At 55.1% G+C, this 22979-nt stretch carries 24 protein-coding genes; 8 read left to right on the top strand and 16 right to left on the bottom strand.

Annotated features, from left to right (window positions below):
- Positions 1-212: 212 nt before the first annotated feature.
- Positions 213-776, bottom strand: coding sequence for a D-glycero-beta-D-manno-heptose 1,7-bisphosphate 7-phosphatase (gene gmhB / locus ACUTQW_RS08935; RefSeq protein WP_006327514.1), 564 nt, complete (start codon positions 774-776; stop codon positions 213-215).
- Between the two features lie 187 nt (positions 777-963).
- On the opposite strand from gmhB, the gene metN reads away from it, so the two are divergent.
- The 6 genes from metN to proS all read left to right on the top strand — a co-directional run bounded on the left by metN (position 964) and on the right by proS (position 6579).
- The gene (gene metN / locus ACUTQW_RS08940) at positions 964-1995 is read left to right on the top strand and encodes a methionine ABC transporter ATP-binding protein MetN (RefSeq protein ID WP_006318635.1); all 1032 of its coding nucleotides are present in this window, start codon (positions 964-966) and stop codon (positions 1993-1995) included.
- On the top strand, positions 1988-2641 hold the full coding sequence (locus tag ACUTQW_RS08945; RefSeq protein WP_006327515.1) for a methionine ABC transporter permease MetI: 654 nt from the start codon (positions 1988-1990) through the stop codon (positions 2639-2641). The genes metN and ACUTQW_RS08945 overlap by 8 nt, the downstream gene beginning before the upstream one ends.
- A gap of 60 nt (positions 2642-2701) precedes the next feature.
- Positions 2702-3517 carry a MetQ/NlpA family lipoprotein gene (locus ACUTQW_RS08950; protein WP_004952177.1) on the top strand — a complete coding sequence of 272 codons (816 nt, stop codon included), beginning with the start codon at positions 2702-2704 and terminating at the stop codon, positions 3515-3517.
- A gap of 114 nt (positions 3518-3631) precedes the next feature.
- The gene (gene rcsF / locus ACUTQW_RS08955) at positions 3632-4036 is read left to right on the top strand and encodes an Rcs stress response system protein RcsF (RefSeq protein WP_020439672.1); all 405 of its coding nucleotides are present in this window, start codon (positions 3632-3634) and stop codon (positions 4034-4036) included.
- Complete coding sequence (gene tsaA / locus ACUTQW_RS08960) at positions 4033-4740, top strand: tRNA (N6-threonylcarbamoyladenosine(37)-N6)-methyltransferase TrmO (RefSeq protein WP_235195948.1); 708 nt, start codon at positions 4033-4035, stop codon at positions 4738-4740. The genes rcsF and tsaA overlap by 4 nt, the downstream gene beginning before the upstream one ends.
- Positions 4741-4860: 120 nt before the next feature.
- A complete protein-coding gene (proS, locus tag ACUTQW_RS08965; RefSeq protein ID WP_004952181.1) occupies positions 4861-6579 on the top strand; it encodes a proline--tRNA ligase in 1719 nt (572 codons plus the stop codon).
- A 52-nt stretch (positions 6580-6631) separates the two neighbouring features.
- Here the strand turns inward: proS and nlpE are convergent, their stop codons facing one another.
- Genes nlpE through ACUTQW_RS08980 form a run of 3 tightly spaced genes read right to left on the bottom strand, consistent with a single transcriptional unit; the run spans position 6632 to position 8310 of the window.
- Positions 6632-7315: an envelope stress response activation lipoprotein NlpE gene (gene nlpE / locus ACUTQW_RS08970; protein WP_004952183.1), complete on the bottom strand. Its 684-nt coding sequence runs from the start codon at positions 7313-7315 to the stop codon at positions 6632-6634.
- A gap of 29 nt (positions 7316-7344) precedes the next feature.
- The gene (arfB, locus tag ACUTQW_RS08975; RefSeq protein WP_004952187.1) at positions 7345-7758 is read right to left on the bottom strand and encodes an alternative ribosome rescue aminoacyl-tRNA hydrolase ArfB; all 414 of its coding nucleotides are present in this window, start codon (positions 7756-7758) and stop codon (positions 7345-7347) included.
- 3 nt (positions 7759-7761) lie between these two features.
- Positions 7762-8310, bottom strand: a complete 549-nt coding sequence (locus ACUTQW_RS08980; RefSeq protein ID WP_004952190.1) for a YaeQ family protein — start codon at positions 8308-8310, stop codon at positions 7762-7764.
- A 215-nt stretch (positions 8311-8525) separates the two neighbouring features.
- On the opposite strand from ACUTQW_RS08980, the gene ACUTQW_RS08985 reads away from it, so the two are divergent.
- Positions 8526-8726: a YaeP family protein gene (locus ACUTQW_RS08985; protein WP_006318652.1), complete on the top strand. Its 201-nt coding sequence runs from the start codon at positions 8526-8528 to the stop codon at positions 8724-8726.
- Positions 8719-8976 (top strand): Rho-binding antiterminator, encoded by a 258-nt coding sequence (gene rof, locus ACUTQW_RS08990; RefSeq protein ID WP_004952197.1) that lies wholly within the window; start codon positions 8719-8721, stop codon positions 8974-8976. Before ACUTQW_RS08985 ends, rof begins: the two co-directional genes overlap by 8 nt.
- 85 nt (positions 8977-9061) lie before the next feature.
- Here rof and ACUTQW_RS08995 read toward each other — a convergent pair whose 3' ends face one another.
- The 12 genes from ACUTQW_RS08995 to skp all read right to left on the bottom strand — a co-directional run bounded on the left by ACUTQW_RS08995 (position 9062) and on the right by skp (position 22855).
- A complete protein-coding gene (locus ACUTQW_RS08995; RefSeq protein ID WP_004952199.1) occupies positions 9062-9379 on the bottom strand; it encodes a c-type cytochrome in 318 nt (105 codons plus the stop codon).
- Positions 9380-9396: 17 nt separating this feature from the next.
- Entirely contained in the window at positions 9397-10707 is a 1311-nt protein-coding gene (gene tilS / locus ACUTQW_RS09000; protein ID WP_037434008.1) for a tRNA lysidine(34) synthetase TilS, read from the bottom strand.
- A gap of 92 nt (positions 10708-10799) precedes the next feature.
- The gene (locus ACUTQW_RS09005; protein WP_004952202.1) at positions 10800-11189 is read right to left on the bottom strand and encodes a VOC family protein; all 390 of its coding nucleotides are present in this window, start codon (positions 11187-11189) and stop codon (positions 10800-10802) included.
- 112 nt (positions 11190-11301) lie between these two features.
- Positions 11302-13458 (bottom strand): lysine decarboxylase LdcC, encoded by a 2157-nt coding sequence (locus ACUTQW_RS09010; protein WP_006327522.1) that lies wholly within the window; start codon positions 13456-13458, stop codon positions 11302-11304.
- Between the two features lie 175 nt (positions 13459-13633).
- Positions 13634-14593, bottom strand: coding sequence for an acetyl-CoA carboxylase carboxyl transferase subunit alpha (accA, locus tag ACUTQW_RS09015; protein ID WP_004952206.1), 960 nt, complete (start codon positions 14591-14593; stop codon positions 13634-13636).
- A 12-nt stretch (positions 14594-14605) separates the two neighbouring features.
- Positions 14606-18094: a DNA polymerase III subunit alpha gene (gene dnaE / locus ACUTQW_RS09020; RefSeq protein WP_006327523.1), complete on the bottom strand. Its 3489-nt coding sequence runs from the start codon at positions 18092-18094 to the stop codon at positions 14606-14608.
- An 87-nt stretch (positions 18095-18181) separates the two neighbouring features.
- Positions 18182-18775, bottom strand: a complete 594-nt coding sequence (rnhB, locus tag ACUTQW_RS09025) for a ribonuclease HII (RefSeq protein ID WP_006327524.1) — start codon at positions 18773-18775, stop codon at positions 18182-18184.
- A complete protein-coding gene (lpxB, locus tag ACUTQW_RS09030) occupies positions 18772-19920 on the bottom strand; it encodes a lipid-A-disaccharide synthase (RefSeq protein ID WP_006327525.1) in 1149 nt (382 codons plus the stop codon). Before lpxB ends, rnhB begins: the two co-directional genes overlap by 4 nt.
- Before the next feature lie 3 nt (positions 19921-19923).
- Positions 19924-20712, bottom strand: coding sequence for an acyl-ACP--UDP-N-acetylglucosamine O-acyltransferase (gene lpxA, locus ACUTQW_RS09035; RefSeq protein ID WP_004952210.1), 789 nt, complete (start codon positions 20710-20712; stop codon positions 19924-19926).
- A gap of 3 nt (positions 20713-20715) precedes the next feature.
- Positions 20716-21171, bottom strand: a complete 456-nt coding sequence (gene fabZ / locus ACUTQW_RS09040) for a 3-hydroxyacyl-ACP dehydratase FabZ (protein WP_006327526.1) — start codon at positions 21169-21171, stop codon at positions 20716-20718.
- A gap of 160 nt (positions 21172-21331) precedes the next feature.
- Positions 21332-22354, bottom strand: coding sequence for a UDP-3-O-(3-hydroxymyristoyl)glucosamine N-acyltransferase (lpxD, locus tag ACUTQW_RS09045; RefSeq protein WP_004952212.1), 1023 nt, complete (start codon positions 22352-22354; stop codon positions 21332-21334).
- Positions 22355-22357: 3 nt separating this feature from the next.
- The gene (skp, locus tag ACUTQW_RS09050; RefSeq protein WP_004952213.1) at positions 22358-22855 is read right to left on the bottom strand and encodes a molecular chaperone Skp; all 498 of its coding nucleotides are present in this window, start codon (positions 22853-22855) and stop codon (positions 22358-22360) included.
- Positions 22856-22979: the final 124 nt, after the last annotated feature.

A 22979-nucleotide genomic window follows, 5' to 3' on the forward strand; every position in this document is an offset into this window, starting at 1 on the left:
CAGCCTGCTATCTCGAGGTGGCGTATATTACGCTTTCCTCTTTCAGAGTCAACCCTAATTTTCAGGATTTTTTCTCTTCGAACCCCGGAGACTCTGTGAAGTTGTTCACATGTTCCGTGTCGATGGAGGCGCATTATAGGGAGCCGGCTCAGAATGACAAGGATTAATATTCACTTTTTTTCTGACCGCTCACTATTCATGCATAACGCCTGCTAAACCCGCTTTTTGATGGCTTCCGGCAGCTCCGCCAGGCTGTTTAACACCCAATCCGCCAGTTTCTCGCCTTGTTCGGTGATCGGCTTGCCGGTACGCACCAGCACTTTAGTACCAACACCTGCCGCGATGGCAGCCTGCATATCTTCCGGTTTGTCACCCACCATATAAGAAGAGGCCATGTCGATGTTCAGTTCTTGCTGTGCCTGCAGCAACATGCCCGGCTGCGGTTTACGGCAGTCGCACGTCTGGCGGTACTCTTCTATTACTGCCTCTGGGTGATGCGGACAGAAATAGATGCCATCCAGGTCAACATCGCGATCGGCCAGCGACCAGTCCATCCACTCGGTCAGGTACATAAACTGTTTTTCGTCGAACTTGCCGCGCGCAATGCCGGATTGGTTGGTGACCAATACCAGAGCAAAGCCCATCTTTTTAAGTTCGCGACAGGCGTCAATCACGCCATCAATAAAGTGGAAATTATCGATTTCATGGACGTAGCCATGATCGACATTAATCGTGCCGTCACGATCTAGGAAAATTGCTGGAACGCTTTGTGTCACCGGTTTACTCCTGAGGGCCTGAAAACGAGTACAGTATCGCATGTTTTACCCAGTGCTGAGAACGGCAGAGAACGGCGTTGGTCGTTGACTTGGACGTCTAGACGCCTTAACATCTGACCCATACCTTGGTCCACGCCAAGGTTTACTTTTATCTAGCCACGGGCAACCACGCTAAAATAAGAAGAATATGATTAAACTTTCTAACATCACCAAAGTGTTCCAGCAGGGTTCGCGCTCTATTAATGCGCTCTCTGACGTGACTCTTCACGTCCCTGCCGGGCAAATCTATGGCGTTATCGGTGCTTCCGGTGCCGGTAAAAGTACGCTGATCCGCTGCGCCAACATGCTTGAGCGCCCAACCTCCGGCCAGGTATTGGTTGATGGGCAGGATCTGACCTCGCTGTCTGAAAGCGAATTGACACGCGCTCGCCGTCAGATTGGCATGATTTTCCAACACTTTAATCTGCTGTCCTCCCGCACGGTATTTGGCAACGTTTCGCTGCCGCTGGAACTGGACAACACCCCGCGCGCTGAAATAAAAAAACGGGTGACCGAATTATTGGAGCTGGTTGGGCTGTCAGACAAACATGACGCCTACCCTGCCAATTTGTCCGGTGGCCAAAAGCAGCGTGTGGCGATTGCCCGCGCATTGGCAAGCCAACCCAAAGTGCTGCTGTGTGACGAAGCCACCAGCGCGCTGGATCCGGCAACTACCCGTTCGATTCTGGAACTGCTGAAAGACATTAACCGCCGCCTCGGCCTGACCATCCTGTTGATCACCCATGAAATGGACGTGGTGAAACGCATCTGCGATCAGGTAGCAGTCATCAGTCAGGGGCAGTTGATTGAAAAAGACAGCGTCAGCGAAGTGTTCTCGCACCCGAAAACGCCGCTGGCCCAACAGTTTATCCAATCCACGTTGCATCTGGATATCCCGGACGATTATGCCAAGCGTTTGGCGCCGGAACGCAGTGGCGGCCGTCAACCGCTGCTGCGCCTGGAATTCACCGGCCAGTCCGTTGATGCCCCCTTGCTGTCAGAAGCCGCTCGCCGCTTCAACGTCAATAACAACATCATCAGCGCCCAGATGGATTATGCCGGCGGTGTGAAATTCGGCGTGATGCTGGCAGAGCTGCACGGCAGCGACGAAGACGCGCTGGCAACGATTAAATTCCTGCAGGAAAATCAGGTAAAAGTAGAGGTTCTGGGTTATGTCTGAGGCAATGATGTGGTTAATGGCACGTGGCGTGTGGGAAACCGTCGCGATGACCTTTGTCTCCGGCTTCTTCGGTTTCGTGCTCGGCCTGCCGGTTGGCGTGCTGCTGTATGTGACCCGCCCGGGGCAAATCGTCGCCAACAATACGTTGTATAAAACCTTGTCCGGGCTGGTGAACGTGTTCCGTTCCATCCCGTTCATCATCCTGCTGGTGTGGATGATTCCGTTTACCCGCCTGATCGTCGGCACCTCGATCGGCCTGCAGGCGGCCATCGTCCCCTTGACCGTGGGCGCAGCGCCGTTTATCGCCCGCATGGTGGAAAACGCCCTGCTGGAGATCCCCTCCGGCCTGGTGGAAGCAGCCCGTGCGATGGGCGCCACCCCGATGCAAATCATTAAAAAGGTCCTGTTGCCGGAAGCCCTGCCGGGCCTGGTGAACGCAGCCACCATTACCCTGATTACCTTGGTTGGTTATTCTGCCATGGGCGGCGCAGTTGGCGCCGGCGGCCTGGGCCAGATCGGTTATCAGTATGGCTATATCGGTTATAACGCCACAGTAATGAATACCGTATTAGTATTACTGGTGGTGCTGGTCTATCTGATCCAGTTCGGTGGCGATCGCATCGTGAAAGCCGTCACTCACAAATAGTTTTTACAGCAACTGCGCTCACACAGCGTATTTTTAATGCGAGTCTAATGAGGAAGGGATATGTCGTTAAAATTTAAATCCATCGCGGCAATCGGCGCACTGATCGGTACTCTGGCTCTGGCAGGCTGCGGTCAGGAAGAAAAAGATCCAAACCATATTAAAGTGGGCGTTATCGTCGGTGCTGAGCAGCAGGTTGCAGAAATAGCGCAGAAAGTGGCGAAAGAGAAATACGGTCTGGACGTTGAACTGGTGACGTTCAATGACTACGTGCTGCCAAACGAAGCGCTGAGCAAAGGCGATATCGATCTGAACGCCTTCCAGCACAAACCGTACCTGGATCAGCAAATCAAGGATCGCGGCTATAAACTGGTATCGGTAGGTAATTCCTTCGTTTACCCGATTGCCGGTTACTCCAAGAAAATCAAATCACTGGATGAGCTGAAAGACGGTTCCCAGGTTGCCCTGCCTAATGACCCGACCAACCTGGGCCGTTCTTTGCTGCTGCTGCAGAAGGTTAACCTGATCAAACTGAAAGACGGCGTTGGCCTGCTGCCGACCGTGCTGGACGTGACCGAGAACCCGAAAAACCTGAAACTGGTAGAGCTGGAAGCGCCACAGTTGCCACGCTCACTGGACGATCAGCAAATCGCACTGGCGGTGATCAACACGACCTACGCCAGCCAGATCGGCCTGACTCCTGCAAAAGACGGTCTGTTTGTTGAAGATAAAGACTCACCGTACGTTAACCTGCTGGTTGCCCGTGAAGACAACAAAGACGCGGAAAACGTGAAGAAGTTCGTGCAGGCATACCAGTCTGACGAAGTTAACGAAGCGGCCAACAAGATCTTTAACGGCGGCGCAGTAAAAGGCTGGTAATCATTCATTACCGATTTTATTCCTATAATTGCAAGACGGGCTCCGGCCCGTCTTGTTATTTCCGCCGTAGATTGCTTCAATAGCGCCACTTCTATAAAAGACAGAGGAATCTCAATGCGTGTTTTATCTCTCTGTTTGTTAGCGCTCGCGCTGGCAGGGTGTTCGTCGCAGCGTATCGCGCCCTCCTCAACAAACAACACCAGCAAACCAACTGTAACCACACCGACAAAGACGACGCCCGCGGCACGTCCAGCGCCGGTAAAACTGTATAAAAGTGCAGAAGAATTAGTGGGTAAACCTTTCCGCGATCTGGGTGAAGTCTCTGGCGAATCATGCCAGACCACCGTACAGGATTCGCCGCCAAATCTGGCGACGGCCCGTAAACGCATGCAGATCCGCGCTTCTTATATGAAAGCAAACGCCGTGCTGCTGCACGACTGTCAGATTGTCGGCGGCGTTGCCGGTTGCTACCAACAGGCTATTTGCCAGGGTTCAGCGCTTAGCGTTTCGTCCAAATGACCGAGTTTGTCTTCAATCAGATCGGAACCATCCGTTCACCGTATAAAGAAAAGTTCGCCGTACCTCGCCAGCCGGGGTTGGTCGAAGACGGTGGCGGTGAGTTAGTGCTGCTACCGCCCTACAATCAGGCGGAAGCAGTACGCGGTCTCAGCGATTTCAGCCACCTGTGGGTGATGTTTATTTTCCATCAAACCCTGGAAGGCGGCTGGCGCCCCACCGTGCGGCCACCGCGCCTGGGCGGCAATGCCCGGATGGGCGTCTTTGCCACACGCTCCACCTTCCGCCCTAACCCGCTCGGCATGTCGTTAATCGAATTAAAAGGCGTACGTGTTCAAGGGGGCGAAGTGGTGCTGGAGCTGGGTAGCCTGGATCTGGTTGATGGCACGCCGGTGGTGGATATCAAACCCTACCTGCCGTTTGCCGAAAGCCAACCGCAGGCCCGCGCCGGGTTTGCTCAGACGGCGCCCGCCGGCGATATGCCAGTGCGTTTTGCCCCCGCGGCTGAACAACAGCTACAGCAGCACCAACAACGCTATCCGCAACTGCGGCGTTTTATCAGCCAGGTGCTGGCCCAGGATCCACGTCCGGCCTACCGAAAGGGAGAAGAAGCGGAACGGGATTATGCGGTTTGGCTGCTGGATTTCAACGTGCGCTGGCGGGTGGTGGATCAGCAAACCGAGGTGTTGTCACTCGACCTGCGTTAAAATTCCACCGTCTCTCTTTTGACAACCCGCTCGCACTGGTAAACTAAACCACTTTTGTCACTTTTGGCCGCCACTGTGGCTGCCCGATGCAATTTGCAGTTCTAACGGAACCAAAACACCATGCGTACTAGCCAATATTTGCTCTCCACCCTGAAGGAGACACCTGCCGACGCCGAAGTGATCAGCCACCAGCTGATGCTGCGCGCCGGGATGATTCGCAAGCTGGCCTCAGGTCTTTACACCTGGCTGCCAACCGGCCTGCGCGTTCTGAAAAAGGTTGAGAACATCGTCCGCGAAGAAATGAACAATGCCAACGCGATCGAAGTTTGCATGCCGGTGGTTCAACCCGCCGATTTATGGCAGGAAAGCGGTCGTTGGGAACAGTATGGTCCTGAGCTGCTGCGCTTTGTCGATCGCGGCGAACGTCCGTTTGTGCTGGGCCCAACGCACGAAGAAGTGATTACGGATCTGATCCGTAACGAGATCAGCTCTTACAAACAGCTGCCGCTGAACTTCTTCCAGATTCAGACCAAGTTCCGCGATGAAGTGCGCCCCCGTTTCGGCGTGATGCGTTCTCGCGAATTCCTGATGAAAGATGCCTACTCATTCCATACTTCGCAGGAATCCCTGCAGGCGACCTACGATGCAATGTACGAAGCCTACAGCAAAATCTTCAGCCGCATGGGCCTGGATTTCCGCCCAGTGCATGCCGATACCGGCTCGATTGGCGGTAGCGCATCACACGAGTTCCAGGTGCTGGCCGACAGCGGTGAAGACGATATCGTATTCTCTACCGGTTCTGACTTTGCCGCCAATATCGAACTGGCAGAAGCAGTGGCGCCGGCTCAGCCGCGCGCGGCAGCCAGCGAAGAACTGCGCATTGTGGATACGCCAAATGCCAAGACCATCGCCGAACTGGTAGAGCAATTCCAACTGCCGGTTGAGAAGACAGTCAAGACGCTGCTGGTGCACGCCGAAAAAGAAAGCGGCCACAAGCTGGTTGCCCTGCTGGTACGCGGCGATCACGAGTTGAACGAAATCAAGGCCGAGAAGCTGCCACAGGTAGCCGCTCCGTTGACCTTTGCCACCGAAGAAGAAATCCGCGCCATCGTCGGTGCCGGCCCTGGCTCCCTCGGCCCGGTCAATCTGCAGGTTCCGGTCGTGGCCGATCGCAGCGTAGCGGCGATGAGCGATTTTGGCGCCGGCGCTAATATCGACGGCAAACACTACTTCGGCATTAACTGGGAGCGCGATCTGCCTCTGCCGCAGGTTGCCGATATTCGTAACGTTGTGGAAGGCGACGCCAGCCCGGACGGTAAAGGCACGCTGTTGATCAAACGCGGTATCGAAGTGGGCCATATCTTCCAGCTCGGCACCAAATACTCTGAAGCGATGAAAGCCACCGTTCAGGGTGAAGATGGCCGTAACCAGGTTCTGACCATGGGTTGCTACGGCATCGGGGTCACCCGCGTAGTGGCTGCCGCCATCGAACAGAACCATGACGATCGCGGGATCATCTGGCCGGACGCCATCGCCCCGTTCCAGGTAGCTATTCTGCCAATGAACATGCACAAATCCTTCCGCGTGCAGGCGCTGGCTGAAGAACTGTACAACACCCTGCGTTCGCACGGCATCGACGTTATTCTCGACGACCGTAAAGAGCGCCCAGGCGTAATGTTCGCGGATATGGAACTGATTGGCGTGCCACACTCAATCGTCATCGGCGACCGTAACCTCGATAGCGAAGAGATTGAATACAAAAACCGCCGCGTCGGCGAGAAGCAAATGATCAAAACCGGCGAAATCGTTGATTTCCTGCTGGGACAGATCAAGCGCTAAACGGCTGTGTCAGAAAGTAAAAAACCCGCCTCGGCGGGTTTTTTTATAGCGATTATTTGCTGTCGCAGTTCTTGTTCTTGTCGAACACTATCTTGCCGTCCGAAACCAATGCCTTCTCGGTCTGTCCTTCCTCCATTGAAGGCTGTACGCTGAAATGGCCATTCAAGGTCAGGAACACCGGCTCACCTGGAGTTTTGTACGCCTTGGCATACCCTTGTTCCAACGCGATAGTATTGTCTACCGGGAAAGTCTTGCCGGTGGCGCAATCTTTGAATACTGCCGCATCCGCCATGTAGGTATAGCTGCCTTTGAGCGTCATCGGCGTTTTAGGCAACGCTTTCTCCACCGGATCCAGGCGGTAGTTCAGCGTGGATTCGATCACTGCGCCGCTTTGGTCCAACATTTCCAGACTCTTGCCTACCGGGCGGAAATAGCGTTTTTCGCCATGGCTGTCGGTCAGTACCAGCTTATCGGCGGTTCGCGCCCATTTGCCATAATCGGCAAAGCTCCGGTCCCCGTCTTTGGTTTCGCGATAGGTTTCCTGCAAAATGAAAGTGCCGTCTTCATCCAGGAAGAGCGCAGTATCCAGACCACTGCAATCAGCGCAAGGCAGTACGCCCTGATAGCTCTGCTGCATCGCCTGAAGAGGTTGTTCTTTCGGCTGATACTGATTATTACATCCCAATAATGAGAGTGCCCCTGCCGCTAAAAACAGGGCTATTGTTATTTTCTTCACAGCTATTCTCCTACTGTGTTCATGTATCCTTAAGTGCGGATTTTGCCACGCAGCGCTTTTGTCGCGCCTTTACGTACCTTGCCTTCCAGCCGGCGTAATTTTGCCCCTTTCGTGGGCTTGGTCGCTCTGCGCGCTTTTTCCACCACCATCGCCTGCTGAATCAACGCCACCAGCCTGGCCAGCGCCGCCTCGCGGTTTAATTCCTGGCTGCGATATTCCTGCGCTTTAATAATCACCACGCCGTCGGCGGTAATTAAATGATTATTCAGGGCCAGCAGCCTTTCCTTATAATACTCTGGCAGGCTGGATGCCCGGATGTCAAAGCGCAAATGGATAGCCGTTGAGGTTTTATTCACGTGCTGGCCACCCGCGCCCTGCGCGCGGATCGCCGTCAGTTCCAGCTCGTTATCCGGTATGGCTACGTTTCTTGACAGTTCCAGCACCGGTCACACCTGCGCCTGTTGCCACTCGGCAAACTGGATTTCCAGACTATTCTGAGCGTCAGAAAGCCAGATAGTTCCTTCTTGCAGCGTGGCTTGCAGCGTCATATTGCGGCTGGCCATCGCCGCCAACTTGCCTAATTGTTCATCATCCAGAAAACGGATGCTTAGGTTTTTGTGGTTTGCCACTTTGCTTTGGATACCCTGCCACCATACATGTCCGGCGCGTTCACCGTAGGCGTAAAGCACCACTCGCGGTGACTGGTTGCAGGCTTTCCTGATGCGCTTCTCATCGGGCAGGCCCATTTCGATCCACATTTCCAACCCGTTGTGGTCATTGCGCCGCCAGATTTCCGGCTCATCTTCGGCACTCAGGCCCTTGGTAAACACCAGACGCTCATCGGCGTGGCAGATCCAGGCCAGCAGGCGCAGCATCATGCGCTGTTCGGTTTCGGAAGGATGTTGGGCCAGGGTGAGCGTGGCGTCGTGGTAGAAGTGACGATCCATATCAGCGATATTGACCGTGGCTTTATAAATAGTTGCTTTCAGCGCCATGGGTGACCTCATTATTATCAGGCGACAGTGTACTAGATTTGGCCCATCCGCAGCCAGCGCGGCTGGGCAAAGCGCAGTGCGAAAGCCGCGCTGAGGTGCTAATAACTCCCCAACAGCTGTGCTATAGTCGACTAGGATTAAGTAAAGCTCCGAGAGCCTGGGCCTCATCGCTATGCGGGACTTCGATGACGCAGAGGTTCTTAAGGGAGGAAACTGTGCAACAATACTGTGAGTTAGTACGCCGTTTTTACGCTGAGATCGGCAGTGGGGATCTCGGCTACGTGCCTGATGCGCTAGCATGTGTGTTAAAGGCATTGGACGAAGTTGCTGCGGATAACGCGCTACCGTCCTCCGTTAGGGAACAGGCGGCCTTTGCCGCCGCTAACTTATTGGTGAGCGACTATGTTGATGAATGATGAGTACCAATCCATCAATTGCGATGACTATGAAAGCCTGGAACTCGCCTGTCAGCATAACTACATTCTGAAGCTGGAGTTACGCGACGGAGAAAAACTCGAAGGCAAAGCCACCGAGCTGAAATTTACCAAGGGTGTTGAATACCTGATTATCGATCAGGCCGGCAACGCTCTCAGCTTGCGTCTGGATCACATCCTCAGTTTCAGTCATCCGGAAATCGGTACCGTAGTCGTCAGCCTGTCTGATTGATTTTTCGGTAACGCCATCCCAACAGGGCAGCCCAACGGCTGCCCTCGTCATTTATGGCTTCAGGCTGGCTAGGGTTTAAGACTGGCTATGGTTTAAGACTGGCATAGTACGCTGCCAGATCGGCAATATCATCATCAGACAATGCCGAGACGTAGGCCTTCATCACTTCAGCCTGGCCGCCGTTGCGCTCCCCTTTTTTATACGCCTGCAGCGCGTGCTCCAGATACATGGCGTTTTGCCCGGCCAGATTCGGATACATCGGCACCGACACTTTCCCCTCTGCGCCATGGCACGCGACACAGCTGGCGGATTTACCCTTCCCTGCGGCCACATCACCCGCCGCGATGGCCGACAGACTGAAAAGACCGAACACCACGGCCATTGCGCTCACAAATTTCATCATTGCTCCTCATACTATTATTATTTTTTATGCCAACGCAGTCGCCAGGATAACTCCCCCTCAGGCGGCTGACCGGCTTCGCTGACAAATACACCCAGCGCAGCGATAAGCTGGTCATCATAATAGATCAGCGGAGTACGTTCGCGCTGCCACGGCGGCACGCCCAACTCCTGCCACAGTTTTTTAACTGGCCGGGAATGAGCTCGGCCAAGGATGCGGATTTTTCCCTGAGCGGCAAAACGAACGCTCACCTTCTGTTGCGGCTGCGGTGCCCGCAGACAAATATCGCCTTCCCCGCTACTCAGCTTACCCAATCCATCCGGCAGCTCGAGCGGCTCTGCCAATGACCAATTCAGGCTGACTTCGCGCAGATCCGCCATTATCGGCAGCAGATATAATCGCCGGCGGAAACGGCGAATCTGATACGGACCCGGCTGCAACTTCGGCTCGGCGTCATCCCGGCAGAGCGCCACCTCGTCCCACAGCCGCTGCAATTGTTCGCGTGAAGGCATGGTAACGCCAAACAACGCGATCCAACGACGCAACAAGGCAAAACGGCGCGCAGACGAACAACCCAACAGGCCGTCGATCGCCAGTGCATTATCTTCATCAAGCAGCGCTTGCAGCTGTTCTGCCAGCAGCTCATCCAGCAGTTGCTCCTGTTCCGCGCACAGGCTGGCGCTGCGCGCCGTCGCGGCGGCAAAATACGGCCAGCGTTGGTTCAGCAGCGGTAGCACCTGCAGGCGCAGGAAATTACGATCGAAACGCGGATCCTGATTGCTGTCGTCCTCTATCCAGGTGAGCTGGTGCTGCTGTGCATAGTCCTCCAACTGCAGACGCGACATACCCAGCAAAGGGCGCAGCAAGGGGTTATTCCCCAATGATGCCTGAGCGGCCATCGCCGACAGGCCCGCCGGGCCACTGCCGCGCTTCAGCGCCAGCAGGAAGGTCTCACATTGGTCATCAAGATGTTGCGCCGTGAGCAAGACCTCATCGACCGCCAGCGTAGCGGCAAAGGCCGAGTAACGCGCCGCACGGGCCGCAGCTTCAATCCCGCCCTGTCTGCCATCCACCTGCACATGTTGGACCACCAGCGGCAACTGCCAGGCGGCGCATTGCCGCTGGCAGTGAGCTACCCATTCGTCGGCAAAAGCGCTCAGGCCGTGGTGCACATGCACCGCACGCAACTGCAGATCCGGCCAGTGCCGCCGCAGCCCCACCAGCAGGTGCAACAATACGCTGGAATCCAGGCCACCGCTGAACGCCACCAGCAAATGCCGCTTCGTACCCAATTGTCGGCTGACCTGTACGGAAAGTTGATCGGTATTCATTGGTTTATCGTTCATCGCCTGATAAGCAGCAAGAAACCGCCATAACGCCCATAGGGCTGCACGTTAACCAGCCCGATGCCTCAGGCAAGCCTTCATTGTTCATACAGTTCCAGTGGCAATCCATCAGGATCGCTGAAAAAAGTAAAACGGGACTGGGTATAAGGATCGACGCGTACCGGTTCGCACAGGATCCCGGCAGCTTCCAGATGCGCGATAGCCTGTTCGATGTCGTCGACACTGAACGCCAGGTGGCGCAGGCCACATGCTTCTGGACGGCTGACGCGAGCCGGTGGTGACGGAAAGGAGAACAGTTCGATACTGTATTGTCCATTGAGCGCCAGATCCGCCTTCCATGAATCTCGTTCTTCACGATAAAACTCGCCCAATAGGGTAAAACCGAGGATGTCGCAGTAGAAATGCTTACTGGCCGCATAGTCTGAACCAATCACTGCGATGTGATGCACCTGACGTAATGCCAACATGGTAATGCCTCATTGTCTGCTTGATGAGGCACGGTATCCGGCGAGGGTTGCAACGTCAACGGTAAAAAGAAGCCCCACAGAACAAACGGGGCTGTCATTTAAGGTTAGCAGCTCAAACGTTGATATCGGCCGGCGGCGTTTTCAGTACCTTCACCAGATAACGTCCGTCCTCGGTCAATTTCGCACCGTGGATATCGGTTTCAAAGCCGGGATAACGCTCGCCGATGGAGCACAGCATCAGCAAGAAATCGAGCACCGCACGGCTCTCTTCAGTGATCATCTCACCCGGCATCACTAACGGCACGCCTGGTGGATAAGGCAGGATCATATTGGCCGCCACCTTGCCCACCAGTTGATCCAGTTCGCAGGTTTCCACATTGCCACGTACCTGCTGCTGGAACATTTGGTGCGGCGTCAGCTTCATTTCCGGCAACACATCGAACGCCCGCAGCATCAGCCGCGGCAGATCGTGCCGGCAGATCAATCGGTGGATCCCGGCCGCCAGATCCTGAATGCGCATATTGCGATAGAAATCAGGATCCTCCGCATACAGATCCGGCAGCATGTTCTTCACCCGTAGATTAAGATCGTAAGCGCGTTTAAAATCGGTCAGGCCACGCAGTAAGCTCATCGCCTTGGTTTTATCAATGCCGATGCTGAACAGGAACAGCAGATTATAAGGCCCGGTTTTTTCCACCACGATGCCGCGCTCGTCCAGGTATTTCGCCACCAGCGCCGCCGGGATCCCGCTCTCCTCCAGCGTACCCAGCTCGTTCATTCCCGGCGTCAGGATCGTCACCTTGATCGGATCGAGGTACATGTGATCGCTGTCGGTATTGCCAAACCCATGCCAATTATCGTCCGGGTTCAACGGCCAGCATTGCGCCTCGTCGATCTCTTCAGGCTGCCAGATATCGAAGAACCAGCTATCGCTCTCCTCCCGCAACCGCTGCACCTCACGACGGAAATGCAGCGCACGCTCTACCGAGCGGTTAATCAACCGCCGCCCAGGGTTGCCGCGCAGCATTGCGGCGGCAGTCTCCATCGACGCCACAATGCCGTAGTTCGGCGAAGTGGTGGTATGCATCATATAGGCTTCGTTAAAGGTGCTTTCGTCGTAATCGCCTTTAATGTGAATCATTGAGGCCTGCGAGAATGCCGCCAGCAGCTTGTGCGTAGACTGCGTTTCATAGATCACCTTGCCGGGCGTGCGTTCACCGCTCATACCACTCTTGCCTTCGTAGATTGGATGGAAGTTGGTATAGGGTACCCAGGCGGAGTCAAAATGGATTGATGGCACATCCAGCGTCTGCTTGATGTAATCGGTGTTATACAGCAGGCCGTCATAAGTCGAGTTGGTGATCACCGCATGTACCGGCCAACTGGCATTCGCAGTGGCGGCGACCCGGCCGGCAATGCTCTCATGGGTAAACTCATGCTGCGGAATACCGCCAAGAATGCCGTAGGCATTACGCAGCGGGCGCAGGTAGATCGGGACGATATCGCTCATCATCAGCAGATGGCACAGCGATTTATGGCAGTTGCGGTCAATCAACACCGTGCTGCCTGCCGGGGCCGAATACATGCCGACAATCTTGTTGGCGGTGGAGGTGCCATTGGTCACCAGATAGCTCTGCTCGGCGTTAAAGGTACGCGCAATATACTCTTCGGCCTCCAGATGCGGGCCGGTATGGTCCAGCAACGAACCCAGCTCGGTCACCGATATGGAGACGTCGGCTTTTAAGGTGTTGGCACCGAAAAAATCGTAAAACAGGCAGCCAACCGGGCTTTTCTGGAAGGCAGTGCCGGCCATGTGCCCTGGGGTGCAAAAAGTGTATTTGCCCTCGCGCACATAGTTGAATAGTGCCTTGGTTAAGGGCGGCGTAATGGTGTCGATATATTCTGCGGTGTATTGCTGGATACGCTGCGCAATATCATCTGCCGCATTCAAGCCATACTCAAAGAAATACAGCACCATGCGCATTTCATGCAAACTGACGTCGAAGGTGGAATACTGGTTGATAAACGCATATAGCGGCAGATATTCATTCAGCTCGTTAATTTCGCTGCACAGCTCCAGGCTGTAGTCGTCCCAATCGAAAATCACTCCGCAAATACGCGCATTGGCCTCGATCAGCTTCAGCAGATCACCGCCATTTTTCGGGTAAACCAACTGGAAACCCATCGTAGCCAATGCGGTGTGCAGCTCACGAATAGGCTCATCTTTGTAATAGACGCCCGTTGGGCTCATGATTGCGATGATATTCATTGGCTGCTCCTGTCAGTTCCGCCAAACTTCTATAACAACATGAAAATCCGATAGTGTGTACCCCGTCATCGGGATGCTGCGCACCGCTCCGCAAAAAGTTTGCGCATAACAGCGCCTTTTTCATCAGATATAAAAAAACCGCCCGAAGGCGGTTTTTTGCAACGCAGGACGACACTCAGCAATAGCCGTAGTTCATCAGGCGCTGGTAACGGCGATTGAGCAACTCTTCGTTGTTCAGGCCGTCGAGATCTTTCAGATCAGCCAGCAATTGCGCTTTCAACGAAGCGGCCATCGCCGGGACGTCACGGTGAGCAGAACCCAACGGCTCCGGGATCACCGAATCGATCAGCTTCAGCTCTTTCAGGCGTGGCGCGGTAATGCCCATCGCCTCTGCGGCCAACGGCGCTTTGTCGGCGCTCTTCCACAGGATTGAAGCGCAACCTTCCGGCGAGATCACCGAATAGGTGCTGTACTGCAGCATATTCACTTTATCGCCAACGCCGATCGCCAACGCGCCGCCAGAACCGCCTTCTCCGATCACGGTGCAGATCACCGGGATATTCAGGCGAGACATTTCACGCAGGTTGCGGGCAATGGCCTCAGACTGGCCGCGTTCTTCTGCGCCCACGCCCGGGTAAGCCCCTGGCGTGTCGATGAAAGTGATCAGCGGCATCTTGAAGCGAGAAGCCATTTCCATCAGGCGCAGTGCCTTGCGATAGCCTTCTGGTGCCGGCATACCGAAGTTACGGCGGATTTTTTCTTTGGTTTCGCGGCCTTTCTGATGACCAATGATCATCACCGGGCGGCCATCCAGGCGCGCAATACCACCAACGATCGCTTTGTCATCGGCGTAAGCGCGGTCGCCAGCCAACTCTTCGAAGTCGGTAAAGATGTGTTTGATATAATCCAGGGTATAAGGACGGCGCGGGTGGCGTGCCAATTGGGCAACTTGCCAGGCCCCAAGATCGGAAAAAATCTTGCGCGTCAGCTCAACGCTCTTTTCACGAAGGCGCTGAACCTCTTCGTCCAGATTAATATCTAATTTTTCGTCTTGACGACTGACTGCAGTCAGCGAGTCAATTTTCGCTTCCAGCTCTGCAATCGGCTGTTCAAAATCAAGAAAATTCAGACTCATAGCATTCCTATATTAGTCAAATTCCAGTTCCACCTGCTCATTACCTACCAAAGTCCGCAAATCTATCAACAAGCGGTCGGTGGGCGTCACGCGCCAGGTTGCGCCAAAACGCAGCTTGGCCCGCGCATCTTCCCGTTGATAGTAAAGATGCACTGGAATCGTCCCCGAGCGATGGGGTTCCAACGACTGACGGAGACGGTTCAAAAGCTGGTCATCAATTTGCCTGTCCGTCAGCGAGATAGCAAGCCCACGAGCGTATTTTTCACGGGCTTCACTGATGTCCATTAGTTCGCGGGCCGTCATTTTAAGCCCGCCGCTAAAGTCATCAAAGCTGACCTGTCCACTGGCGATCAGGATACGGTCTTTTTCCAACAAATGCTGGTATTTTTCTAACGCATCGGTGAATAACATCACTTCCAGACGGCCCGAACGGTCATCCAGCGTACAAATCCCGATGCGATTACCGCGCTTGGTGACCATAACCCGCGAGGCGATCACCAGCCCAACGGCGGTCGTCATTTTGCCCCGATCCGTCGGGTGCATATCTTTCAAACGCTGGCCACCGGCGTAACGTTCGATCTCCTTCAGGTACTGGGTGATCGGGTGGCCGGTCAGGTATAGCCCCAACGTCTCCCGTTCGCCATCCAGCACCACCTGCTCCTGCCAGCGGGGCACATTGGCGTAGGATTGCTCCACTTGTTCCGGCGCTTCCGCCAGGACGCCAAACATGTCCACCTGGCCGATAGCTTCGGCTTTCGCATGCTGATCGGCTGCTTTCAACGCGTCGCCCAGTGAACTCATCAGCGCGGCGCGATGCGGTCCAAGGCGGTCGAATGCCCCGGACATGATCAGTTTTTCCAGAATTCGGCGGTTGAGTTTTTTGACATCGGAGCGCGCGCAGAGATCGAACAGGTCTTTAAAGTAGCCCTGCTCCCCGCTGTTTCGCGCTTCGAGAATGGCTTCAATCGGCCCTTCTCCGACGCCTTTGATCGCGCCGATACCGTAAACGATCTCGCCTTCATCATTGACGTGGAAATGGTACTGGCCGCTGTTAATGTCCGGCGGCAGGATTTTCAGGCCCATGCGCCAGCATTCATCCACCAACCCCACGACCTTGTCGGTGTTGTCCATATCGGCGGTCATTACCGCCGCCATAAACTCGGCCGGGTAGTGGGCCTTTAACCACAGCGTCTGGTAGGACACCAGCGCATAGGCGGCGGAGTGCGATTTGTTAAAGCCGTAACCGGCGAATTTCTCTACCAGATCGAAGATTTTTACCGACAGTTCACCGTCGATGCCGCGCGATTTTGCCCCATCTTCGAAACCGCCGCGCTGCTTGGCCATCTCAACCGGGTTCTTTTTACCCATCGCACGACGCAGCATGTCCGCGCCGCCCAGCGTATAGCCGGCCAGCACCTGGGCAATCTGCATGACCTGTTCCTGGTACAGGATGATGCCATAGGTCGGTTCCAGCACCGGCTTAAGCGACTCATGCTGCCACTGGATATCCGGGTAAGAAATCTCTTCGCGGCCGTGTTTGCGGTCGATGAAGTTATCCACCATGCCTGACTGCAACGGGCCCGGACGGAACAGCGCCACCAGTGCGATCATATCTTCGAAACAGTCAGGTTTCAGGCGCTTGATCAGATCCTTCATGCCGCGTGATTCGAGCTGGAATACCGCAGTGGTTTCCGAGCGCTGCAGCATATCGAAGCTTTTTTTGTCTTCGAGCGGAATAGCCGCGATATCAATGGGTTCCAGCCCGCTTTTCGCTCGCCGGGCATTGATCATCCCCAGCGCCCAGTCGATGATGGTCAGGGTGCGCAAGCCAAGGAAGTCGAACTTCACCAGCCCGGCGTATTCCACATCATTCTTGTCAAACTGGGTGACCGGGTGATTCCCTTCGGCATCGCAGTACAGCGGCGCGAAGTCGGTGATCTTGGTAGGCGCAATAACCACGCCGCCGGCGTGCTTACCGGCGTTACGCGTCACCCCTTCCAGCTTGCGCGCCATGTCGATCAGCGCTTTGACTTCTTCGTCAGCCTCGTAAATTTCCGGCAGTTGCGGTTCGGCGGCAAATGCCTTTTCCAGCGTCATGCCCGGATCGGGCGGCACCAGCTTGGAGATACGATCGACGAAACCATAGGGGTGACCCAGCACGCGACCCACGTCGCGAATAACCGCTTTGGCCGCCATGGTGCCGAAGGTAATGATCTGAGATACCGCCTCACGGCCATACATCTCCGCCACGTGCTCAATCACCAGATCGCGTTTTTCCATGCAAAAGTCGACGTCGAAGTCGGGCATCGAAACACGTTCCGGGTTAAGGAAACGTTCGAACAGCAAATCAAATTCCAGCGGATCAAGATCGGTGATTTTCAGCGCATAGGCCACCAGTGAACCGGCACCGGAACCGCGTCCCGGCCCTACCGGCACATCGTTATCTTTCGACCACTGGATGAATTCCATTACGATCAGGAAGTAGCCCGGGAAGCCCATCTGGTTGATCACTTTCAGCTCAATATCCAGACGTTCGTCGTATTCAGGGCGGCGCTGTGCGCGCACTTCCGGATCCGGGAACAGGAATTCCAGGCGCTCTTCCAGCCCTTCCTTCGATTTGAGTACCAGGAAATCCTCGGTGGTCATATCACCGGTCGGGAACTGTGGCAGGAAGTATTCGCCGAGACGGATGGTGACATTGCAGCGCTTGGCGATTTCGACGCTGTTGAGCAGCGCTTCGGGGATGTCGGCAAACAGCTCGCACATCTCGTCTGCGTTGCGCATATATTGCTGCGTGCTGTAGTTGCGCGGGCGTTTGGGATCGTCAAGCGTGAAACCGTCATGGATGGCGACGCGGATCTCATGGGCGTCAAAGTCATCCTCTACCAGAAAACGCACGTCGTTGGTGGCCACCACCGGCAACCCACGTTCGGTCGCCAGCGCTACGGCTGCATGCAGGTAGTTTTCTTCGTCCGGCCGGCCTGTGCGGATCAGTTCAAGGTAATAGCTGTCCGGGAAATATTGCTGATAGAAGTCCAGGCACTGATCTACCTGTTGCTGGTTACCGCGCAGCAAAAATTTGCCGACGTCCCCCTGACGGGCACCAGAAAGCAGGATTAACCCCTCGCGGTGTTCTATCAGCCAGTCGCGGTCAATAATCGGGCCTGCGGCGCCGTAACCACGCTGGTAAGCGCGGGAAATCAGCAGCGTCAGGTTTTGATAACCGTCATTATTGGCGGCCAGTACGGTGAGCTGCGCCAGCTCATCGCCCAGCACTTCGCTTTGCACATGAAAATCCGCGCCGATGATCGGTTTGATCCCGGCGCCATGCGCACTGCCATAGAACTTCACCAACCCGCACAGGTTGGTGAAATCGGTAATTGCCAAAGCAGGCATGGCTAACGCGGCGGCTCTTTTCACCAACGGCCCGATCTTGGCTAATCCATCAATCATGGAGTAGTCACTATGAACGCGCAGGTGAATAAAACGAGGTTCGGCCATATCCAGATACCTGAAACTAGGGGGCTCAGCACGCTGAACCCGGGTTAACGCTATCGTGCGCACAGCCCGGATACCCAGGCCGGCAGATTACAGCTCCAGCGCCCTTCTTACCGGGGCAAAGCTGCGGCGATGATGTTCGGTCGCACCCAGCACGGCCAGGCGCTCCAGGTGGAAGGCGGTCGGATAGCCTTTATGCTGCGCAAAACCGTAATCCGGGAACTCGCGATCCAATTCGGTCATTTCACGATCGCGCGTCACCTTCGCCAGAATGGAGGCGGCGCTGATTTCAGCCACGCGGCTATCACCCTTCACCACCGCCTGCGAGCGCATTGGCAATTTCGGGCAACGGTTACCGTCGATTAATACCATGTCCGGCGCGATATGCAATCCGGCAACCGCACGCTGCATGGCCAACATGGTGGCGTGCAAGATGTTCAACCGATCGATCTCGTCCGGCTCGGCACGCCCCAGGCTCCAGGACAAGGCCTTTTCCACGATTTCGTCATACAGTGCCAGACGGCGTTTTTCACTGAGTTTTTTCGAGTCTGCCAGGCCAATAATCGGCCGAGCGGGGTCGAGGATCACTGCTGCGGTCACTACTGCGCCCACCAAGGGGCCACGGCCTACCTCGTCCACACCGGCAATCAAAGTGGCGGCGGGATAGATAAAGGGTTCAATCATGCTTTTGCCAGCTCCAACACAGCCTGAGCGGCCTGTTCATCAGCACCGCAACGGATGCTTTGGTGCAAGGTAAGGAACGTCTGTTTCAGATCTTCGGTCTGCGGGCTGTCTTCCAGCAACGGCATCAGGGCCGCCGCCAGTTTGTCCGGCACACAGTCGTGCTGCAACAGTTCGGTGACGATTTCACGCCCGGCCAGCAGGTTAGGCAGTGAGACATACGGCGTCTTCACCAACCGCTGCGCCAACCAGAAGGTAAACGGCTTCATGCGGTAACCCACCACCATCGGGCATTTGGCCAGCATACACTCCAGCGCTGCGGTACCCGAGGCCAGCAATGCCGCATCGCTGGCGATCATTGCCTCACGGCCCTGGCCATTCAGCAGGTGAACGGTCAGCTCCGGCGACACTTCAGCCTTGATGCGTTCGAACTGTTCACGCCGTTTGGCGTTAACCAGCGGCACTACCACTTCCAGCCCAGGATAACGGGTGCGAAGCAGTTGGGCGGTCTTCAGGAAGTCAGCGCTCAGCATCTCGACCTCCGCACCACGGCTGCCAGGCAACAAGGCAAGGCAGCGTGCATCAGGGGCTATGCCCAGCGTAGCGCGTGCGGCCAGTTTGTCCGGCTGCAGCGGCATGGCGTCGGCCATGGTGTGGCCGATAAACCGACAGGGAACGTTGAAACGATCGTAAAACGCTTTTTCGAAAGGGAGAAATGCCAACACCAGATCGGTGGCTTTGCCAATTTTGAAAACGCGCTTCTGACGCCAGGCCCAGACCGACGGACTGACATAGTGGATAGTGCGGATACCGCGCTGCTTGAGACGGCCTTCCAGCGTGATATTGAAGTCAGGCGCATCGATGCCGACAAACACGTCCGGCTTCAATTCACTGAACCGGCGGGTAAGATCCTTTCGGATCTTCAACAGGCGTGGCAAGCGCTCAAGCACTTCCACCACGCCCATTACCGCCAGCTCTTCCATTTCGTACCAGGTTTCACAGCCTTCAGCCTGCATCAGCGGGCCGGCGACGCCAACAAAACGCGCGTCGGGGATCTGCGCCTTGAGCGCCCGGATTAAACCGGCGCCAAGAATATCACCGGAAGTTTCTCCGGCGACCAATCCGATAGTCAATGGACGATTTTGCATAGGTCAGCGAATAATACCGCGGGTTGAACGGCCAAAGAAATCGAGGAACTGCTGCACTACCGGCTGCTCTTTGGCCAGAGCTTCGATTTCAGGTTTGGCTTCGTCCAGCGTTTTACCGCTGCGATAAAGCAGTTTGTAGGCGTTACGGATAGCATGCAGCGCCTCTTTATCAAAACCACGACGCTTCAACCCTTCGATATTGATACCGAATGGCGTGGCGTGGTTACCCTGCGCGATGACAAAAGGTGGCACATCCTGGGCAACGCCAGAGCAGCCGCCAACCATAACGTGAGCACCAATCACACAGAACTGGTGCACCGCCGTCATGCCGCCAATGATCGCATAATCATCAACCTCAACGTGGCCGCCCAGCGTCGCGTTGTTGGCGAAGATGCAGCGATTGCCGACGATACAGTCGTGGGCAATGTGCGCATTCACCATAAACAGGTTGTCGTCGCCGATCTTGGTCAGGCTGGTACCTTGCACCGTGCCGCGATGAACGGTGACGCTTTCGCGGATGCGGTTGCGATCGCCAATCTCGACACGTGTCGGTTCACCCGCGTATTTCAGATCCTGATTCGCTTCGCCGATAGAGGCAAATTGATAGATCTGATTGTCACGGCCGATTTTGGTCACACCATTCACCACAACGTGGGATTTCAGTACCGTGCCAGCGCCGATTTCCACCTGGGAGCCGACGTAACAGAAGGGACCGATGTGCGCGCCAGCGCCGATAACGGCGCCTTCTTCGATAATCGCGCTTGGATGGATAAAGGCGGTTTTGTCAATCACGGATTAAGACTCCCGGCTGCGCGCACACATCATGGTTGCTTCGCAAACAATTTTGCCGTCAACGGTCGCTACGCCTTTGAAGCGCGTCAGACCACGACGAGTTTTCTCAAAGGTGACTTCCATGATCATCTGATCGCCTGGCACTACCGGTCGTTTGAAACGGGCTTCGTCGATACCGGCAAAGTAATACAATTCGCCCGGCTCCAGTTTGCCGACGCTTTTAAACGCCAGAATACCGGTAGCCTGCGCCATTGCTTCCAGAATCAATACGCCTGGAAAAATCGGCTTACCAGGGAAGTGCCCCTGGAAAAACGGCTCATTTACAGATACGTTCTTCACCGCACGCAGGAATTTGTGCTCCTCAAACTCAAGGACGCGATCGACCAGCAAGAACGGGTAACGGTGAGGAAGCAACTCCAAAATTTCTGCAATATCCAGAGTATGAGTGTCAGTAGTCAAAATACTCTTCCTGTCTCTAAAAACTGATGGCATCAACAACACGGCCTGCGCTGACCCCAAAAGGAGATCATCATGCAGGCCGCAAATTAACAACTCTTTGCGCTTTTGGTCTTATGACCAACGCGTTTCGTTTTGTACCCAGCGAGGCGGGCGGCAGTGATTAGTCTTTTCCGACTTTTCGTTCGACAGCTTTTAAGCGCTTGCTAATCTCATCGATATTCATCACCAACGCAGCGGTTTTACGCCAAACTTTGTTGGGTTGTAACGGAATGCCCGAAGAGTATACCCCAGGTTCGGTGATTGGTCGCATAACCATTCCCATTCCAGTGACAACAACCTTGTCGGCGATCTCCATGTGACCGTTGATCACACTGGCTCCGCCAATCTGGCAATAGCGGCCGATTTTCAGGCTGCCCGCCATAATCACACCGCCGGCAACGGCAGTATTGTCGCCAATCACAACGTTATGTGCAATCTGGCATTGGTTGTCGATGATAACACCATTCCCGATTTGGGTGTTATCCAACGCGCCGCGGTCAATGGTGGTGCAAGCGCCGATCTCGACGCGATCGCCGATAATCACCGTGCCCAACTGGGGAATTTTAATCCAGTTGCCGCGTTCGTTGGCATAGCCGAAACCATCAGCGCCAATCACAGTTCCTGATTGAATCAGGCAATGTTGGCCGATCTCGACTTCATGATAAATCGTTACGTTCGCCCACAGGCGCGTACCTGCGCCAATGCGTGCGCGTTTGCCGATAAAGCAACCCGGGCCGATAACCACGTTATCGCCGAGTACTGCGCCTGACTCGATCACCGCATTCGCCCCAATGGCAACATGCTGCCCCAGAGTGGCTTCAGGTGAGATAACCGCGCTTGGGGCGATATCCTCAGCGGGAGCCGGCGTGGTGTCCATCAGTTGCGCCATGCGCGCGTAAGTCAGGTAAGGGTTTTTAACCACCAACGCCGCAGAACGGCAGTGTGGTAAATCCGCCTCGGTAAGCACCACTGCGCTTGCCAGGCAGGAGGCCAGCTGCTCTTGATAACGGCTGTTTGACAAAAACGTGATTTGGCCAGCCTGTGCCGAATGCATAGAAGCAATGCCGGTGATGACGAGATCGCCATCACCGTGCAATTGTGCATCCAACTGCTGCGCTAAATCAGCCAGTCGAATTGAAAGCATGTCTTATTTAACCTGTTTCAGCACGTCAGCAGTAATGTCTTTAGAAGAACCTGCGTAAGCAACGGCGTTAGCATCGATAACTACGTCGTAGCCTTCTTTGCTGGCAACAGATTTCACAGCGTCCTGAATACGGCTCAGGATTTTGTTACGCTCTTCCATCTGGCGGCGACGGTTATCCTGCTCAAAAGCCTGCGCTTTCTGAGAGAACTGCTCGCGCTGAGCCATCACGTCTTTTTCCAATTTGCTGCGATCGCTGGCTTTCATGGTAGCGCCATCACGCTGCAAACGTTGCATTTTGGTCTGAAGGCTACGCTCCATGTTCTGAAGTTCGCCCGCACGGCCTTTGAACTCGTTTTCCAGCTGTTTAGCCACGGTTTCACGCGCAGGCAACTGTTGGAAAATGCTGGAGACGTTAACTACAGCGATATTATCTGCTGCCTGAACGCCAGCTGAAGCAGCCATTGCTAAACCGAGGCCTGCGGCACACAACCACTTTTTCACTATAAACTCCTTACCATCACCCATTTGTGTCATATGACACTTGAAGTACACAATCTGCCAGACTTACCCCGTGAAACAATGAGAATCATCTCTCTGTGTTCTTACGGGCATCTGGCATTTGCGA

The sequence above is a fragment of the Serratia sp. TSA_7 genome, from assembly GCF_052692135.1.

Bases quoted from the DNA above. Each gene is read 5' to 3' on its own strand.
- metN (WP_006318635.1), top strand. From the start codon at position 964: ATGATTAAACTTTCTAACATCACCAAAGTGTTCCAGCAGGGTTCGCGC.
- ACUTQW_RS08945 (WP_006327515.1), top strand. From the start codon at position 1,988: ATGTCTGAGGCAATGATGTGGTTAATGGCACGTGGCGTGTGGGAAACC.
- ACUTQW_RS08950 (WP_004952177.1), top strand. From the start codon at position 2,702: ATGTCGTTAAAATTTAAATCCATCGCGGCAATCGGCGCACTGATCGGT.
- rcsF (WP_020439672.1), top strand. From the start codon at position 3,632: ATGCGTGTTTTATCTCTCTGTTTGTTAGCGCTCGCGCTGGCAGGGTGT.
- tsaA (WP_235195948.1), top strand. From the start codon at position 4,033: ATGACCGAGTTTGTCTTCAATCAGATCGGAACCATCCGTTCACCGTAT.
- proS (WP_004952181.1), top strand. From the start codon at position 4,861: ATGCGTACTAGCCAATATTTGCTCTCCACCCTGAAGGAGACACCTGCC.
- ACUTQW_RS08980 (WP_004952190.1), bottom strand. From the start codon at position 8,310: ATGGCGCTGAAAGCAACTATTTATAAAGCCACGGTCAATATCGCTGAT.
- rof (WP_004952197.1), top strand. From the start codon at position 8,719: ATGAATGATGAGTACCAATCCATCAATTGCGATGACTATGAAAGCCTG.
- ACUTQW_RS08995 (WP_004952199.1), bottom strand. From the start codon at position 9,379: ATGATGAAATTTGTGAGCGCAATGGCCGTGGTGTTCGGTCTTTTCAGT.
- tilS (WP_037434008.1), bottom strand. From the start codon at position 10,707: ATGAATACCGATCAACTTTCCGTACAGGTCAGCCGACAATTGGGTACG.
- ACUTQW_RS09005 (WP_004952202.1), bottom strand. From the start codon at position 11,189: ATGTTGGCATTACGTCAGGTGCATCACATCGCAGTGATTGGTTCAGAC.
- ACUTQW_RS09010 (WP_006327522.1), bottom strand. From the start codon at position 13,458: ATGAATATCATCGCAATCATGAGCCCAACGGGCGTCTATTACAAAGAT.
- accA (WP_004952206.1), bottom strand. From the start codon at position 14,593: ATGAGTCTGAATTTTCTTGATTTTGAACAGCCGATTGCAGAGCTGGAA.
- dnaE (WP_006327523.1), bottom strand. From the start codon at position 18,094: ATGGCCGAACCTCGTTTTATTCACCTGCGCGTTCATAGTGACTACTCC.
- rnhB (WP_006327524.1), bottom strand. From the start codon at position 18,775: ATGATTGAACCCTTTATCTATCCCGCCGCCACTTTGATTGCCGGTGTG.
- lpxB (WP_006327525.1), bottom strand. From the start codon at position 19,920: ATGCAAAATCGTCCATTGACTATCGGATTGGTCGCCGGAGAAACTTCC.
- lpxD (WP_004952212.1), bottom strand. From the start codon at position 22,354: ATGCTTTCAATTCGACTGGCTGATTTAGCGCAGCAGTTGGATGCACAA.